Origin of the sequence: Enterococcus sp. DIV0774 (assembly GCF_050539095.1) — a bacterium.
GTDB lineage: Bacteria > Bacillota > Bacilli > Lactobacillales > Enterococcaceae > Enterococcus > Enterococcus faecalis.
Genome location: NZ_CP172923.1, coordinates 2201477 through 2216199, shown reverse-complemented (window position 1 = coordinate 2216199; position 14723 = coordinate 2201477). Strand labels below are relative to the sequence as shown.

Below are 14723 nucleotides of genomic sequence, written 5' to 3'. Positions count from 1 at the left end.
ATAGCATAAAATAATGGATAGCGATTAACCTTAGGAGGTGAATGATAATGAAAACAACTTTTCAGAAAATTCTCAATAACGAAAGTCTTAAATTCATCGGTAAAACGTTATTTTATTCTTTCATTGTCATTGCATTAATTTATCTTTATCATTACAAGAATATCAATGGAGGAACCTTCATTTATAACGAGTTTTAAGGAGGCGGCTATATATGGAAAAAGTAATTAATATGATTCAAACGATTGATGAATGGGCACGTAAAGAACCCCAACGTCCTGTTTATTTAACCGAAGAAAAAGTCTCTACGTATGGAGAGTTAAAAGAAAAGTCAGACAATCTAGCCGCTTATTTAGCTGAGCTGAAAACGGACAAGTCAGCGATTGTCGTATATGGAGAATTAGATTTTGAAATGATTGTGAGTTTTTTAGGCGCATCGAAAGCTGGTTTTAGCTATATCCCCATTGATGCACATACACCAAAAGAACGCATTGAACTAATTCTAAACGTAGCCAAACCAACCGCAGTGATTGCTGTGCATGAATGGCCTGAATTAGCCACCGAAGTGCCAGTAATTACGGCGGAAGAATTAACAGAAATGATGATGCATGCACCCCGATATGCGCCTGAGTTGACGCCTGTCACAGGAGCAAGTAATTACTATATCATTTTCACTTCAGGGACAACTGGCGTACCAAAGGGTGTGCAAATCAGCCATGATAATTTAGTTAGCTTTACGAATTGGTTGTTGCAAGATTTTGGTTTAGAAGAAGGGGCCCGCTTTTTAGCACAGGCACCTTATTCGTTTGATTTATCGGTGATGTCTATTTATCCCGCATTGGCGTTAGGCGGCTCATTAACTCCGTTACCCAATGAAATCATTAACGATTTTAAACAATTATTTACGCGTTTGCCACAATTAACAATCGACGTCTGGGTTTCAACACCGTCCTTTATTGAATTGTGTCTAATGGAACCAAGCTTCGATGGTGAACATCTACCAGCACTGTGCACGTTTTTATTCTGTGGAGAAGAATTACCAAAACCAACGGCTGAAAAATTAGCCGCTCGTTTCCCAACTGCGCATATTTATAATACGTATGGGCCGACAGAAGCGACTGTAGCGATTAGTGCCATTGAAATCACTCAAGAAGTTTTAAAAAGTGTCCAACGTTTACCAATCGGGTATGTGAAAGAGGATACGCAAATTTATATTATGGAAGGCATGTCAAAATTACCTGCAGGTGAAATTGGTGAAATCGTCATTGCTGGACCAAGTGTTTCCAAAGGCTATCTAAATAATCCTGCGAAAACAGCTGAAGCTTTTTTCCAATTAGATGGCGTACCAGCTTATCGCACAGGCGATGCTGGAAAGTTAGTCGATAACCTATTGCAGTATGAGGGACGCTTAGATTTTCAAATTAAATTGCATGGCTACCGCATTGAGTTAGAAGAAGTGGATCATCACTTAACGAATGTTTCCTACGTGAAACAAGCAGTCGTTGTGCCGAAATATCAAGGAAATAAAGTCCAACAATTAATTGCCTATGTCGTTCCGCAAGCACATGAATTTTCAAGTGATTTTCAATTAACTAAGGCAATTAAACAAGAATTAGCCACGTTGACAATGGACTATATGATTCCACAAAAATTTGTATATGTTGAACAATTACCTTTGACAAGTAATGGCAAAATTGATCGGAAAGGGTTGATGAATGAGGTGAATGCCACATGATGAATTTTCCTCATATGATTCCCTATAATGCACCGTATTACTTTGTTCTGCTAATTGCGGCCTTGTTGCCGATGATTTTAACTTTAGCCATTAAAGGGACACGTTGGCCTTGGTACCAAACACTCGTGACACTGGTCTTTCTATATATCAGTTTTGGTGGCGAATTTTGGCAACAAGGAGTCGCTCTGATTGTATATGTTATTTATCAAACGTTACTAACGTGGGGCTATGCGGCTTATCGAAAAAATAAAAATGCAGGTTGGGTCTTTTATCTGGCTGTCTTTTTAGCTATATTACCGCTTGTTTGGGTGAAAGTTTCTCCCTTCATGACAGGCAAAACAACCTTACTTGGCTTTTTAGGGATTTCTTATTTAACCTTTAAAGCGGTCCAAGTGGTCATGGATTTACGGGATGGCGTAATGAAAGAATATCATCCGTTTCGTTACATTCAGTTTCTCTTGTTTTTCCCGACTATTTCTTCAGGACCCATCGATCGTTATCGGCGCTTTGAAAAAGATTTGAAAAACCCGCCGAGTGCGGAGAAATATTTAGACTTTTTAGAAAAAGGAATTTTTTATTTATTTCTAGGATTTTTATATAAGTTTATTATCAGTCATTATCTTGGTGGTGTCTTTTTACCACATGTGGAAAAAATGGCCTTGGCACAAGGTGGTTTATCTTGGTGGACAGTCGGCTATATGTATAATTACAGTTTGTATCTATTCTTTGATTTCGCAGGCTATAGTTTACTGGCCGTTGGCACAAGTTATTTAATGGGCTATGATACACCAATGAACTTTAACAAACCGTTCCTAAGTTGGAATATTAAAGAATTCTGGAATCGTTGGCACATGACCTTATCTTTTTGGTTCCGTGATTACATTTACATGCGCTTAATGTTTTTCTTAATGAAAAAGAAAGTCTTTAAAAGTCGGATTGTGACTTCTAATATTGGTTACTTTGCGTTGTTCTTAATCATGGGCATTTGGCATGGATTAACGTGGTTCTACATCGCTTATGGGCTCTACCATGCAACACTAATTTGTGTAACAGATGCTTGGCTACGTTTTAAGAAAAAACATAAAGACAAGATACCATCAAACAAATTTACACATGCATTTGCAGTCTTTTTAACTTTCCAAGCGGTTTGTGTCAGCTTCCTGATTTTCTCAGGATTTTTAGACAAACTATGGTTTAAATAAACAAAAATAAAAATATAAAGGGGCAATTTACAATGAACATTCAAGAAACAGTATTAAACATTTTAGAAGATATTACAGGAACAGACGAAGTTGTGAACAATCAAGACATTCAATTATTTGAAGAAGGATTATTGGACTCTTTAGCAACGGTTCAATTATTAGTAGAAATTGAAGGACAATTAGGAATCCAAGTTCCTGTATCAGACTTTGACCGTGAAGTATGGGGAACACCAAAACAAATCATTCAACAAGTGGAAGCTTTACAATAATGTCTAGAAAAAAACGACTAATCAGAATCTTAGGTCCAGTGCTTTGTTCAGCGGTCTTGGTTGCAGTGTTCTTTTTTGCACCGTTCAGAATCAATTTAACTTCCGAAAAAACGTTGAAGGAAGCATCAACGTCAATGGCACCGAACGTTTTAAAAGGCAATGTGATTAAAAACAAAGCAGTGGCTTCTGGTAAATATGTTCCTTTTTTTGGCTCTTCTGAATTAAGTCGATTTAGTGCTTTCCACCCTAGTGTGCTCTCTGAAAAGTATCAACGGAACTACCGACCGTTTTTACTAGGAGAAGCGGGCACACAGTCATTAACCCAAGCAATGGTCATTCATTCGATGGGCGATGCGATTGCCAATAAGAAAGCGGTCTTTATTTTATCTCCGCAATGGTTTGTCAAAAAGGGTGTACCTAATGATAGTTTTGGTGCACACTATTCACAATTACAAACCTATCAATGGTTAGCTAATTTAACCGAATTAACCAGCGGTGACCAATATCTAGCACAACGTTTGACCAAATTTCCAGTTGTTCAAAAAGACAAAGTCTTAATGGAAACTTTGGCAAATCTGCAGGCAGGGCAACTTCCCCAACGCTCTCAACGAGATTATTTTATAATGAATCTCCGTTTCTTGAATCGTGAAGATGAATTGTTTAGCCAAATTGGCATGGTTAGCAGAGAACCAATTGTTGAAAAAGATATGAAACAATTACCTGCTACGTATAATTTTAATGAATTAGATCAGCTAGCTGGAAAAATTGCGGCAAAAGCCATTAATAATAATAAGTTTGAAATTAGTAACGGTTTTTATCGCCAACGGATTAAACCAGTTTTACCGAAATTAGCTCATTCACAAAAGAAATGGGATTACCGTTTTTCTCCAGAATATGGTGATTTCCAAGCTGCGTTAGAACAGTTAGCAGAAAAAAATGTCGATGTTTTATTTGTAATCCCACCTGTTAACAAACGTTGGTCGGACTATACGGGCTTGTCACAAGATATGTTGCAACAAGTAGCACGCAAGCTGAAATATCAACTTCAAGAGCAAGGCTTTACTAACATTGCTGACTTCTCAACATGTAGTAATGAACGCTACTTTATGGCGGACACGATTCATTTAGGTTGGCGTGGTTGGCTCGCTGTTGATCGTCAAGTAGATGAATTTATGAAACAACCTGCGCCTAAAAAGTTAGCGTATCAAATTGATGATCGTTTTTATCAGACAGATTGGCAACAACAAAATCCATTGGTCTTACCTCAATTTTAAGAAGGCAAGATGGATCAAGTACCAATTATCTGAAGCGGACTAGAAACGCTTCGTAACAATGAAAATAGCCTGTACCTGCCGTTGAATAACGAGCGTGCAGGCTGTTTTTTCGTTTATTTTTAGTGGAGAACGTTGCTCAATTTATTTTTTGTAAGTATTTTTTTAGTTCGTGGTATAATGGATAAAATTGGTTTTTGAGGGGAGTTATTTTTATGGATGCAAAAGAAGAAAAAATGTTAATTGATTTAACAAGTGCTAAAGGGATTGCTGGGAATGAAGACGAAGTACGTTCGTTATTTAAAAAGTATGCAGCACCGTATGCGGATAAATTTTTATATGATGGCCTTGGCAGTATTATTGCAAAAAATGTTGGTGATAAAGAAGGACCAAAAGTCTACATTTCTGGGCATATGGATGAAGTCGGTTTCATGGTTACCCAAATCACAGAAAAAGGCTTTTTAAAATTTCAAACTGTTGGTGGTTGGTGGGGGCAAGTGATGTTGGCCCAACAAGTTCAGATTAAAACCACGACTGGTAAGGTTTACCATGGTGTCATTGGGTCTAAACCACCGCATGTGTTAACAGCGGAAGTTCGTAACAAACCCTATGAGATTGCAGATATGTTTATTGATATTGGTGCAAGTAGCGATCAACAAGTTGCAGAATGGGGGATTCATCCAGGAGATATGGTGACACCATATATTGACTATCGTCGCATGAATGATACAAAATTTTTATTGGCAAAAGCGTGGGATAACCGAATTGGTACGGCCGTTTCATTAAAAGTTTTAGAAAATTTAGCGACAGAAGGGCACCCCAATATTTTATTTGCAGGCAGTGATGTGCAAGAAGAAGTCGGGCTACGCGGTGCGCAAACAAGTACGCATCTTGTGAATCCAGACATAGCGTTTGCTTTAGACACAGGAACAGCTGGTGACACACCAGGAATGACACCTAAAGAAGCCGACTCTGTTTTAGGTGAAGGGCCACAAATTTTGATTTATGATGCATCAATGATTCCGCATAAAAAATTACGTGATTTTGTTATTCAAGTGGCGGAAGAAAATAACATTCCCTTCCAATATACAGTGATTACAGGGGGAGGTACGGATGCTGGACGTATGCATTTAACACGCAACGGGATTCCATCATTAGCCATCACGGTGCCTGTTAGATATCTGCATTCACATACCTCAGTTATTCATGAAGATGATTATTTCAACACAGTCAAATTAGTCACAGAAGTGGTGAAACGTCTAGATAAAGAAACAGTCGCTAAATTGACTAGTTATTAGTTTCAGAAAGGATGGAATGAATGAAAAGTTTAGTAACAAATTCGCAACATCGTGCCAATGCTCGCAGAGCCCTTGATGGGCAATGGGGGATCATGGCTTGGTTAACTTTCTTAGGAGTGGTTTTACAGAGCTTCTTAACATCGATTGTGCAAAATTTATTTTCTGGTGAAAATCAAGTTTTTCAAAGTAGTTTTGCCGCAGTATTACTGCAAATTTTTGTTTTATTCGCGTTAAGTTATGCGCTATATTACGCAGCCTTGAAGGTGTTGCGTGGTGAAAAGGTGCGGGTCAATATTTTAATGAGTGTTTTTCAAGGAAAATATTATGGTCCGCTATTTGTGGTCAACCTACTTCAAAAAGTACTTGAACGTGTAATAGGTTTGTTATTTTTGTTACCAATTTTATTTGGGGCAGGGACAACCTTGTATTTCAAATTGATGTTTAATACAGTTACACCAGAGGAAATCCAAGCCTTTTTCTTAAATGATTTTTCCTTTTTCCTAGCATTTGGCGTTGCCACTATCTTGATCTTTTTAATTGGTTTATTTGTGAGTGGCGTTTTTCAATTTGCTGTGTGGCTACGTTTTGATAATCCAGAACTGCCAATTATGATGGCATTGAAACAGGCGTTATATTTAATGAAAAATCGTTTTTGGCAATATTTATGTTTACAATTTTCTTTTATTGGTTGGTATATTGTGGGCTTTTTAGCTATTGGTATCGGTCTATTATGGGTGATTCCTTATAACTATGTAGCGTTAGCTAGTTTTTATCAAACTGCCTTAGAAGAAAAAGGTTTAGCCGAAGAATAAAATAGAAGCTTGAATCCTTCGTTATCTCGACAAAGGGTTCAGGTTTTTTCTTTGGTCTTTTTGTGAAAATTTAAGCGTTTTAACCTCGTTTTTCCGTTATTTTATGGTAACATGGAAGTATCGTATTGAAGGAGGTTGTCCACACATGAAATTGACTGTCTTAGGCTGTTTAGGTGCTTATCCATACAAAGGAGAAGGAACGAGTTCCTATTTGTTAGAATCTGAAGGCTTTCATTTGCTTATTGATGCAGGCAGTACGACATTAGTGCGTTTAGAAAACTATCTAGATCCATTGAAATTAGATGCTGTCATTCTGTCGCATTACCATCATGACCATATCGCAGATTTAGGTGTTTTACAATATTATCGTCAGCTTTATCCAACGCTGGAACCGACACCTATTTTGCCAATATATGGCCATACACAAGATCAAATGCATTTCAAAGAACTAACGCTTCCTAACGTTTCCGAAGGGAAAGAGTATTTTGAAGCAGAAGAGTTGGCAGTAGGACCATTTTTAATTACTTTCATGGAAACGATTCATCCTGTCACTTGTTACGCGATGCGGATTGTTGAAAAAGCGACTGGCAAAGTCTTTGTCTTTACAGGAGACTCTGGTTACTTAGCAAGTTTTGAAGACTTTGCAAAAGACGCTGATTTATTCTTAGCGGATACGTACTTATTTGAAGGTAATGAACGACATCATGCACATTTTACGTCAAGAGAAGCGGGTGAAATTGCCAAAGCAGCACAAGTCAAACAATTGATGTTGACCCATTTACCACAACATGGGTCATTGGAACAACTACGGGAAGAAGCGCAAAACTATGCTGGAACGGAAATTCCAGTGACATTAGCCCAACCAGATTTAACAGTTGAGATTTAAAAAAGTAACTATACCAAGGGAGAGAACCGATTGTGATTTTTGTACCGAATGAAAATAATGACCCACGAGTGAACTTAGCAATTGAAACATATTTGTTAACAGAAATGCCTTTAGATGAGCCCATTCTTTTATTTTACATTAACGAGCCGTCAATCATTATTGGCCGTAACCAAAATACAATTGAAGAAATTAACAAAGAATATGTAGATGAGCACGGCATTCATGTTGTTCGTCGCTTAAGTGGCGGCGGCGCCGTTTATCATGATCATGGTAATTTGAATTTTAGTTTTATTATGCCAGATGACGGCAACTCTTTCCGTGATTTTGCGAAAGTTACCCAACCAATTATTCAAGCATTGCACGACTTAGGCGTTGAAGGTGCCGAATTAAAAGGGCGCAATGACCTAGTGATTAATGATATGAAGTTTTCAGGAAATGCGATGTACGCTACCAACGGCCGCATGTTTGCACATGGAACCTTAATGTTTGATAGTGATATTGATGAAGTTGTAAATACATTGAAAGTACGGAAAGATAAAATCGAATCTAAAGGTATCAAGTCTGTTCGTTCACGGGTAACAAACATTAAACCATTTTTATCTGAAGATAAACAAGAGATGACAACGGAAGAATTCCGCCAAGAAATTCTTTTGAAAATTTTCGGCGTAGATTCGATCGACCAAGTTAAAACGTATGAATTAACTGATCAAGACTGGGCGGCTATTAACAAAATTTCAGAGCAATACTATCGCAATTGGGATTGGAATTATGGTAAATCACCTGCATTTAACTTAGAACGTCGCCATCGTTTTCCAATTGGTTCAATTGAAATGAAAATGAATGTGGCGGATGGTGCCATTCAAGAAATTAAAATCTTTGGGGACTTCTTTGGGCTTGGTGAAATTAAAGATGTTGAAGATATTTTAACCGGCGTGAAATATGATAAAGCTTCTTTAGAAGAAGCCATTGATCAAATTGACGTTAAAAAATACTTTGGCAATATCGAAAAAGAAGATTTGCTTGGGTTAATTTATTAAAAAAAAGACAGCCGTTTCAAACGGTTGTCTTTTTTCTAGCTAAAAATAATTTTTAGCTTTTAGAAAGGTAGTGCTATGTGCAAAATCGTCGAAACGATTTTTATCAGGGAACTATCAAATAGCTCGCCTGCATATGTACTTGAACCAAGTCAAGTCCGGGAATTTGGTTATGTGCTTCACTATAAATCACCATCTGTAAAGAGTATACAAGATTTCCTTTCTTTTGTGATATCAAATTTTTACAGACAAAGTAGTAAAATTTGACGTTTCTTATTTTAGCAAGGTTATAGGCTTATTTTGGGGCTTGAAATAGCAAGAATTAATAGTGATTTAAGGGAAAATATTAACATATGTAGAAGTATTTTTATAAGAAATAACGAGAAAAAATCAATAGGTATGTTCTTGAGGGCTACTTTTTGACGTTTTCTGAATAAAACTTAATAAAAAATAGCAGAAACAAAGAAAAAATGTGTTTACAAGAAGTAATCCGCACTTAGCTAGGAAGTTAAGAATGTGCATGTTATTTTCAAACAAATAATAAGAATCCTATTTCAATCCTTTACAGAGGAACAAGGACTTCGTATAATAAAGGGACGAAAAGGAGCGAAAGTGATGAGAAACGAAATGATGCATCGACCAGTCGTTAAACCAGAATTGGTTGAGTATATGCGTACAAAACAAAAGAAACTTCCCGGAGAATTAGGTGCCGTGGAGGCAGAAGCCAATGAAGCAGGGGTGCCGATTATTCCACACGAAACAGTAGTTTTTCTACAATTTTTGCTAGGACAACTAAAGCCCAAAAATATTTTAGAAATCGGGGCAGCAATTGGTTTTTCTTCAAGCTTGATGGCCCAATTTGTTGGTGAAGATGGTCACGTGACCACGATTGATCGTTTTGATGTAATGATAAAAAAAGCGAAGAAAACCTACCAACGCCTAGACTTAGAAGAAAAGGTCACTCTTTTAGAAGGACAAGCAGCTGAGATTCTACCAACGTTGGAAGGACCTTATGACTTTATTTTTATGGATAGTGCCAAATCAAAATACATTGAATTTTTACCTGAATGTTTACGGTTGCTACCAGTTGGCGGCGTTTTGATGGTGGATGATGTATTTCAAGCTGGGACAATTTTAGACCCTGCTGAGGAAGTACCGAAAAAAAATCGAGCGATTCATCGTAAATTAAACCAATTTTTAGATGTAGTCATGGCTCACCCTGATTTAACTTCTACTTTAGTTCCTCTTGGTGATGGAGTTATTTTAATTACCAAAGAGAAAGAAACGATTATTTTAGATAGTTAAAGAATGTCTTCACAAAAAGAAAGCGAATCATTAAAAAGCAAGTTCTTTTAATGATTCGCTTTCTTTTTTATGTTATTTAAAAAGTTATCTCGCTATTTCTAATTGAGAATGATAATCAGAAAATTCTCAATAGGACAGTATTATGCGTTAATAAAACCTCATTTGTTTATAATTATTCTATTGACGGAATAATTATAAACTGTTATCCTTAAAGAGTAAAAAACAGAGGAGGAACGACAATGAATTTAATTAATCAAAAACTTTTTGACTTTGAATGTGATGCCTATCACGATGGTGAATTTACACGAGTATCAACAGAAGATATTTTAGGAAAATGGAGTATTTTCTTCTTTTATCCAGCTGATTTTTCTTTCGTGTGTCCTACGGAATTAGGGGATATGCAAGAGCATTATGCGCATTTACAGGAATTAAATTGTGAGGTTTACTCTGTTTCAGAAGATAGTCATTATGTGCATAAAGCATGGGCTGACGCTACAGAAACGATTGGAAAAATTAAATATCCAATGTTAGCCGATCCCAACGGTCAACTTGCTCGTTTCTTTGGCGTTTTAGATGAAGCTTCTGGAATGGCTTACCGTGCTTCATTTATTGTGAGTCCAGAAGGGGACATCAAATCTTATGAAATCAACGACATGGGTATTGGTCGTAATGCTGAAGAACTTGTTCGTAAATTAGAAGCTTCTCAATTTGTAGCAGAACATGGTGATAAAGTTTGTCCAGCCAATTGGCAACCAGGAGAAGAAACAATTGCACCAAGCTTAGATTTAGTTGGTAAAATTTAAATTCGCTTTGTAAATAGAGGTCAAAGAGTTGGATAAAACAGAGAAAATGTTTTGTTCAGCTCTTTTTCTGAAACACAGAAGAAAGAGGAGAAGCAAGTGACAGAAGAAATCTACGATTTGATTATTATTGGTGGCGGCTCAGCTGCTTTATCTGCAGGTATCTATGCAGGTCGCGCAATGATGGATACCTTAATTATTGAAAAAGACAAAATTGGCGGACAAGTAACGACGACTTCTGAAATTGTGAACTATCCAGCGATTCGTCACACAACAGGTCCAGAACTAATGGAAGAAATGCGCATTCAAGCACAAGACTTCGGTGTAGCTTTTACAAACGACGAGATTATTGATGTTGATTTTAGTCAAACGATAAAAACTGTTCAATCAGCGAGTCAAACCTATCAAGCATATGCAGTATTGATTGCGACAGGGGCCTCTGCTCGTAAAATTGGTTTCCCTGGTGAAAGTGAATTTACAGGACGCGGCGTGGCCTATTGTTCTACTTGTGATGGGGAGTTTTTCCAAGGCCTAGATATTTTTGTGATTGGTGGCGGTTATGCAGCAGCGGAAGAGGCCGTTTATTTGACACGTTACGGTAAATCAGTAACGATGATTATCCGAGAACCCGATTTTACATGTGCAAAATTAACTGCGGAGGCGGCTAAAAATCACCCGAAAATTAAGATTGTTTATAACACAGAAGTGAAAGAAATTACGGGAGATGATTTTGTCCGAAAAGCTGTGTTTGTCAATAACCAGACGGGAGAAGAAACGGTTTATGAAGCACCAAAAGACAGTACATTTGGTCTGTTTGTTTTTGCTGGAAATAAACCAAGTACAGAAATTTTTGAAGGAAAAATTGCCTTAGACCGTGGGTATGTGCCAACAACTGAGAATATGGAAACCAATATCCCTGGCGTTTATGCAGCAGGAGATTTACGAATAAAAGAATTACGTCAAATTGTGACGGCGGTTGCAGACGGTGCAATTGCCGCCACTCATGCGCAACGTTACGTGACAGAACAAAAAACACAGGCGGGCCAACCGATTGTAACGAAGCGAATGACTGAACGATTAGCTAATCAATCTGCCCCTGAAACAAACAGTCAGCAATCAAAAGAAAAACAGCCAGCGAAAGTTACTGGTAAGCATCAGTGGTTCCCAGAAAGTATGCGCCAACAATTAAGCGGTATTTTCACTAAACTAACCAAAAAAGTGACATTGCTTCAGTTTTTGGATGCAAGTGATGAAAAATCATTGGAACTTCAATCATTCTTAACAGAATTTGCAAGTCTGGATCAGAAGATTACTTTAGAAACTATTTTGAAAGATACTGAGCCAGCCAAAGAATTGCTGTATGGGATTGAAAAAATGCCTAGCGTTGTGCTCTTAGATGCGGCAGGAAACTATACAGGAATTAAATTTAGTGGTATTCCTAGTGGCCATGAAGTAAACTCGTTGGTTTTGGCGGTTTATAATGTCGGTAGCGAGGGGCAGCCGTTAGAAGCAAGTCTCCAAAAGAACATACTTGCATTGCCAAAAAGAAAAATAGAAATTTTTGTTTCACTAACATGTCATTTCTGTCCCGATGTCGTGGCCGCTTGCCAACATATTGCATCAATTAATCCTCATGTGGAAGCAGAAATGGTGGACATTAGTCTGTTTCCAGAGTTGAAAAAAGAAAAGAAAATTATGAGCGTTCCAGCAATGCTGATTGATGGCGAACAAATGATTTTTGGTTCAAAAACAATGACCGAAATTATTGAAGCCTTGGCTTAAAAGAGGCGGAAAAAAGTAATTAGCCTAAAGAACCTAAGTCATTCAAAAAAGTGAGAAATACGTCGAGATGACGTATTTCTCACTTTTTTCGCATAGTTAGTCAAGTACCTTTTTTGATTAGGCGATTGAGTTTCCTAAAAAGAATTAAAAAGACACAACAGCAAATGAACAACAGGCTTCCTGTTAGTGGTAAAAAGACATCTTGCATGTAGCTATCGATATGCATTAAACCAGGTACCTCGCTGAAAAAATCATGGATAAACTGTTGAATGAGCTTATTAGCTAGAAAAGCAGCTAAAGGCAAAACAAAAATCAAATAATAGAGGGGTTGTAAGGCATAGCTAATTAAAATTTGTAATTTTGTCGTACCTAAAAGAGCTAAGATCAGTAAGTCGTTTTTTTTGCTCTAAAAAAGTTAGGAAGAAAGCTCGGCAAATATAACTAATCAGGAAGAAAAAGAGTGTTCCAGCGCTGATTCCAGCCAAACCTCTGAAAATTGTCAAGGGAGGAATCACTGCATAATTATCAAGAAGAATCATTTGTGAAAGCCATCGAGAAAACAACAAAGTCAATAATAGAGCAGAAAAAGTCAGAAAACTAATAATAAAGATAAGAATCAACGTACTAAATTGGTTTTTTGAGCGCCACGCATTTTTGAGAGAGTCTGTGAATAAGTAAAGAATCGAATACATCATCGCGTCCTTTCTGAAAAATTTTTGTTTTAGCGGAAAAGTTATGTAAAAGAAAAGACGTTATCTCCTGCCAACTAGCCAATGAAAGAGATAACGCCCTCGCTGGAAACAAGAACTGGATTATTTCACCAATACTAATTTTTTTAAAGGTTCAACCCCAAATCGTTGTTCTTGCTGTAAAAGAATTTCGGCACAAGCTCGGCTATCTTCTAAAGCATCATGATGATTATTTAAAGTGATATTGAGGTTTTCACAAACGGTATTTAATTTATGATTAGGAAATTCAGGAAACAGTTTGCGACTCGTTTTGACTGTACATAAAGAAAGGTAATTAGGTTGTTCTAAGCCATAGTAATCTAAACAGCCAGCCAAAACACTACAATCGAAACTTGCATTGTGAGCGACCACTAACCGATTTGGTTGAAAACAATGCTGAATTTGTTGCCATACTTCAGGGAATTTGGGCGCATTGACAACATCTGATTCATGAATGCCGTGAATTTGCGTATTTCGCCAGAAAAAAGGTGTTTCTGGTTTGATTAACGTGTAAAATTCATCCACAATCCGACTATTTTCTACTTTAACAATTGCAATGGAACAGGCACTATGTTTATCATAACTAGCTGTTTCAAAGTCAAAAGCGTAAAAGTTCATTAAAAAAAACTCCTTTCAACGCGTTGAGTAACACTTAAAAATCAAGTACAACTTCCACTGGACAATGATCACTACCAAGAATATCTGTATGGATTTTAGCACTGACTAAACGTTCATTCAAGGATTCTGACACAACGAAATAGTCAATCCGCCAACCTGCGTTATTTTTTCGTGCGTTAAAGCGATAACTCCACCATGAGTAGATGCCTTCAGCTTCTGGATAAAAATAACGGAATGTATCAGTGAAGCCACTGTCTAATAACTCAGTAAATTTTTGCCGTTCTTCAGGCGTGAATCCCGCATTTTTTTGATTGGTTTTCCAATTTTTTAAATCAATCTTTTGATGAGCTACGTTTAAATCACCGCAAAGAATTACGGGTTTTTCTTGATTTAATTCGTTTAAATAGGAACGAAATGCATCTTCCCATGTCATTCGATAAGCTAAACGCTTTAGTTCAGCTTGTGAGTTTGGTGTGTAGCAAGTGACCATGAAAAATTCTGGATATTCTAAAGTGATCACGCGGCCTTCTTGATCGTGAGTCTCGATACCTAAGCCATAGCGAACACTTAACGCTTCTTCTTTAGCGAAAATTGCTGTGCCAGAATAGCCTTTTTTTTCGGCGTAATTCCAATACTGATGATAGCCAGGAAGTTCTAAATCAATTTGCCCAGCTTGTAATTTTGTTTCTTGTAAACAGAAAAAATCTGCATCTAATTCATTAAAAACATCCATAAAATTCTTTTTAACAACCGCTCGTAAGCCGTTGACATTCCAAGAAATACATTTCATTGTTGAAACTCCTTTCAAATAAGAAACGCTTTTGCTCGTTTCAGTGCAAACCAGAACCAAAGAAAAGGTCGCTTGGTGCTTTCTTCTATTCTAATACTTTTTAAAGAAGTTTTAAATACTTGAAAAGAAAAAGAGAAAATGACTGATTTTTGGAAAGAAGTAGTCTATGATAAAATAGTAAAAAGAGCAGAAATGA

General features: G+C 37.1%; 14 protein-coding genes and 1 pseudogene. 12 read left to right on the top strand and 3 right to left on the bottom strand.

The window, feature by feature from the left end; all coding sequences use genetic code 11:
* The first annotated feature begins 47 nt into the window (after window positions 1-47).
* The 12 genes from IGL86_RS10670 (at window position 48) to IGL86_RS10615 (ending at window position 12391) form a co-directional block, all read left to right on the top strand.
* A complete protein-coding gene (locus IGL86_RS10670; protein ID WP_002356384.1) occupies window positions 48-197 on the top strand; it encodes a teichoic acid D-Ala incorporation-associated protein DltX in 150 nt (49 codons plus the stop codon).
* Window positions 198-211: 14 nt separating this feature from the next.
* A complete protein-coding gene (gene dltA / locus IGL86_RS10665; RefSeq protein WP_033625344.1) occupies window positions 212-1732 on the top strand; it encodes a D-alanine--poly(phosphoribitol) ligase subunit DltA in 1521 nt (506 codons plus the stop codon).
* Window positions 1729-2934 carry a D-alanyl-lipoteichoic acid biosynthesis protein DltB gene (gene dltB, locus IGL86_RS10660; protein ID WP_002382500.1) on the top strand — a complete coding sequence of 402 codons (1206 nt, stop codon included), beginning with the start codon at window positions 1729-1731 and terminating at the stop codon, window positions 2932-2934. Before dltA ends, dltB begins: the two co-directional genes overlap by 4 nt.
* 32 nt (window positions 2935-2966) lie before the next feature.
* On the top strand, window positions 2967-3203 hold the full coding sequence (dltC, locus tag IGL86_RS10655) for a D-alanine--poly(phosphoribitol) ligase subunit DltC (protein WP_002356389.1): 237 nt from the start codon (window positions 2967-2969) through the stop codon (window positions 3201-3203).
* Entirely contained in the window at window positions 3203-4477 is a 1275-nt protein-coding gene (gene dltD / locus IGL86_RS10650; RefSeq protein ID WP_002359447.1) for a D-alanyl-lipoteichoic acid biosynthesis protein DltD, read from the top strand. Before dltC ends, dltD begins: the two co-directional genes overlap by 1 nt.
* Window positions 4478-4689: 212 nt before the next feature.
* A complete protein-coding gene (locus IGL86_RS10645) occupies window positions 4690-5772 on the top strand; it encodes a M42 family metallopeptidase (RefSeq protein ID WP_002367214.1) in 1083 nt (360 codons plus the stop codon).
* A gap of 20 nt (window positions 5773-5792) precedes the next feature.
* Complete coding sequence (locus IGL86_RS10640) at window positions 5793-6584, top strand: DUF975 family protein (protein WP_002365061.1); 792 nt, start codon at window positions 5793-5795, stop codon at window positions 6582-6584.
* Window positions 6585-6729: 145 nt separating this feature from the next.
* A complete protein-coding gene (locus IGL86_RS10635) occupies window positions 6730-7470 on the top strand; it encodes an MBL fold metallo-hydrolase (RefSeq protein ID WP_002356393.1) in 741 nt (246 codons plus the stop codon).
* 32 nt (window positions 7471-7502) lie between these two features.
* Window positions 7503-8507, top strand: a complete 1005-nt coding sequence (locus tag IGL86_RS10630; protein ID WP_002356394.1) for a lipoate--protein ligase — start codon at window positions 7503-7505, stop codon at window positions 8505-8507.
* 612 nt (window positions 8508-9119) lie between these two features.
* Complete coding sequence (locus IGL86_RS10625) at window positions 9120-9809, top strand: O-methyltransferase (protein ID WP_002381418.1); 690 nt, start codon at window positions 9120-9122, stop codon at window positions 9807-9809.
* A gap of 239 nt (window positions 9810-10048) precedes the next feature.
* Entirely contained in the window at window positions 10049-10612 is a 564-nt protein-coding gene (ahpC, locus tag IGL86_RS10620; RefSeq protein WP_002367212.1) for an alkyl hydroperoxide reductase subunit C, read from the top strand.
* Window positions 10613-10708: 96 nt separating this feature from the next.
* Window positions 10709-12391 carry an FAD-dependent oxidoreductase gene (locus tag IGL86_RS10615; protein ID WP_430605604.1) on the top strand — a complete coding sequence of 561 codons (1683 nt, stop codon included), beginning with the start codon at window positions 10709-10711 and terminating at the stop codon, window positions 12389-12391.
* A gap of 100 nt (window positions 12392-12491) precedes the next feature.
* Here the strand turns inward: IGL86_RS10615 and IGL86_RS10610 are convergent.
* The 3 genes and pseudogenes from IGL86_RS10610 to IGL86_RS10600 form a co-directional block, all read right to left on the bottom strand.
* Window positions 12492-13083 (bottom strand): annotated as a pseudogene (locus IGL86_RS10610) (hypothetical protein).
* Window positions 13084-13203: 120 nt separating this feature from the next.
* Complete coding sequence (locus tag IGL86_RS10605) at window positions 13204-13737, bottom strand: 3'-5' exonuclease (protein ID WP_002356400.1); 534 nt, start codon at window positions 13735-13737, stop codon at window positions 13204-13206.
* A 34-nt stretch (window positions 13738-13771) separates the two neighbouring features.
* Complete coding sequence (locus IGL86_RS10600) at window positions 13772-14527, bottom strand: exodeoxyribonuclease III (protein WP_033625472.1); 756 nt, start codon at window positions 14525-14527, stop codon at window positions 13772-13774.
* Between the last annotated feature and the right edge of the window lie 196 nt (window positions 14528-14723).

Excerpts from the sequence above, each read along its gene's own strand:
- IGL86_RS10670 (WP_002356384.1), top strand. The coding sequence starts at position 48 with ATGAAAACAACTTTTCAGAAAATTCTCAATAACGAAAGTCTTAAATTC.
- dltA (WP_033625344.1), top strand. The coding sequence starts at position 212 with ATGGAAAAAGTAATTAATATGATTCAAACGATTGATGAATGGGCACGT.
- dltB (WP_002382500.1), top strand. The coding sequence starts at position 1,729 with ATGATGAATTTTCCTCATATGATTCCCTATAATGCACCGTATTACTTT.
- dltC (WP_002356389.1), top strand. The coding sequence starts at position 2,967 with ATGAACATTCAAGAAACAGTATTAAACATTTTAGAAGATATTACAGGA.
- dltD (WP_002359447.1), top strand. The coding sequence starts at position 3,203 with ATGTCTAGAAAAAAACGACTAATCAGAATCTTAGGTCCAGTGCTTTGT.
- IGL86_RS10645 (WP_002367214.1), top strand. The coding sequence starts at position 4,690 with ATGGATGCAAAAGAAGAAAAAATGTTAATTGATTTAACAAGTGCTAAA.
- IGL86_RS10640 (WP_002365061.1), top strand. The coding sequence starts at position 5,793 with ATGAAAAGTTTAGTAACAAATTCGCAACATCGTGCCAATGCTCGCAGA.
- IGL86_RS10635 (WP_002356393.1), top strand. The coding sequence starts at position 6,730 with ATGAAATTGACTGTCTTAGGCTGTTTAGGTGCTTATCCATACAAAGGA.
- IGL86_RS10625 (WP_002381418.1), top strand. The coding sequence starts at position 9,120 with ATGAGAAACGAAATGATGCATCGACCAGTCGTTAAACCAGAATTGGTT.
- ahpC (WP_002367212.1), top strand. The coding sequence starts at position 10,049 with ATGAATTTAATTAATCAAAAACTTTTTGACTTTGAATGTGATGCCTAT.
- IGL86_RS10605 (WP_002356400.1), bottom strand. The coding sequence starts at position 13,737 with ATGAACTTTTACGCTTTTGACTTTGAAACAGCTAGTTATGATAAACAT.
- IGL86_RS10600 (WP_033625472.1), bottom strand. The coding sequence starts at position 14,527 with ATGAAATGTATTTCTTGGAATGTCAACGGCTTACGAGCGGTTGTTAAA.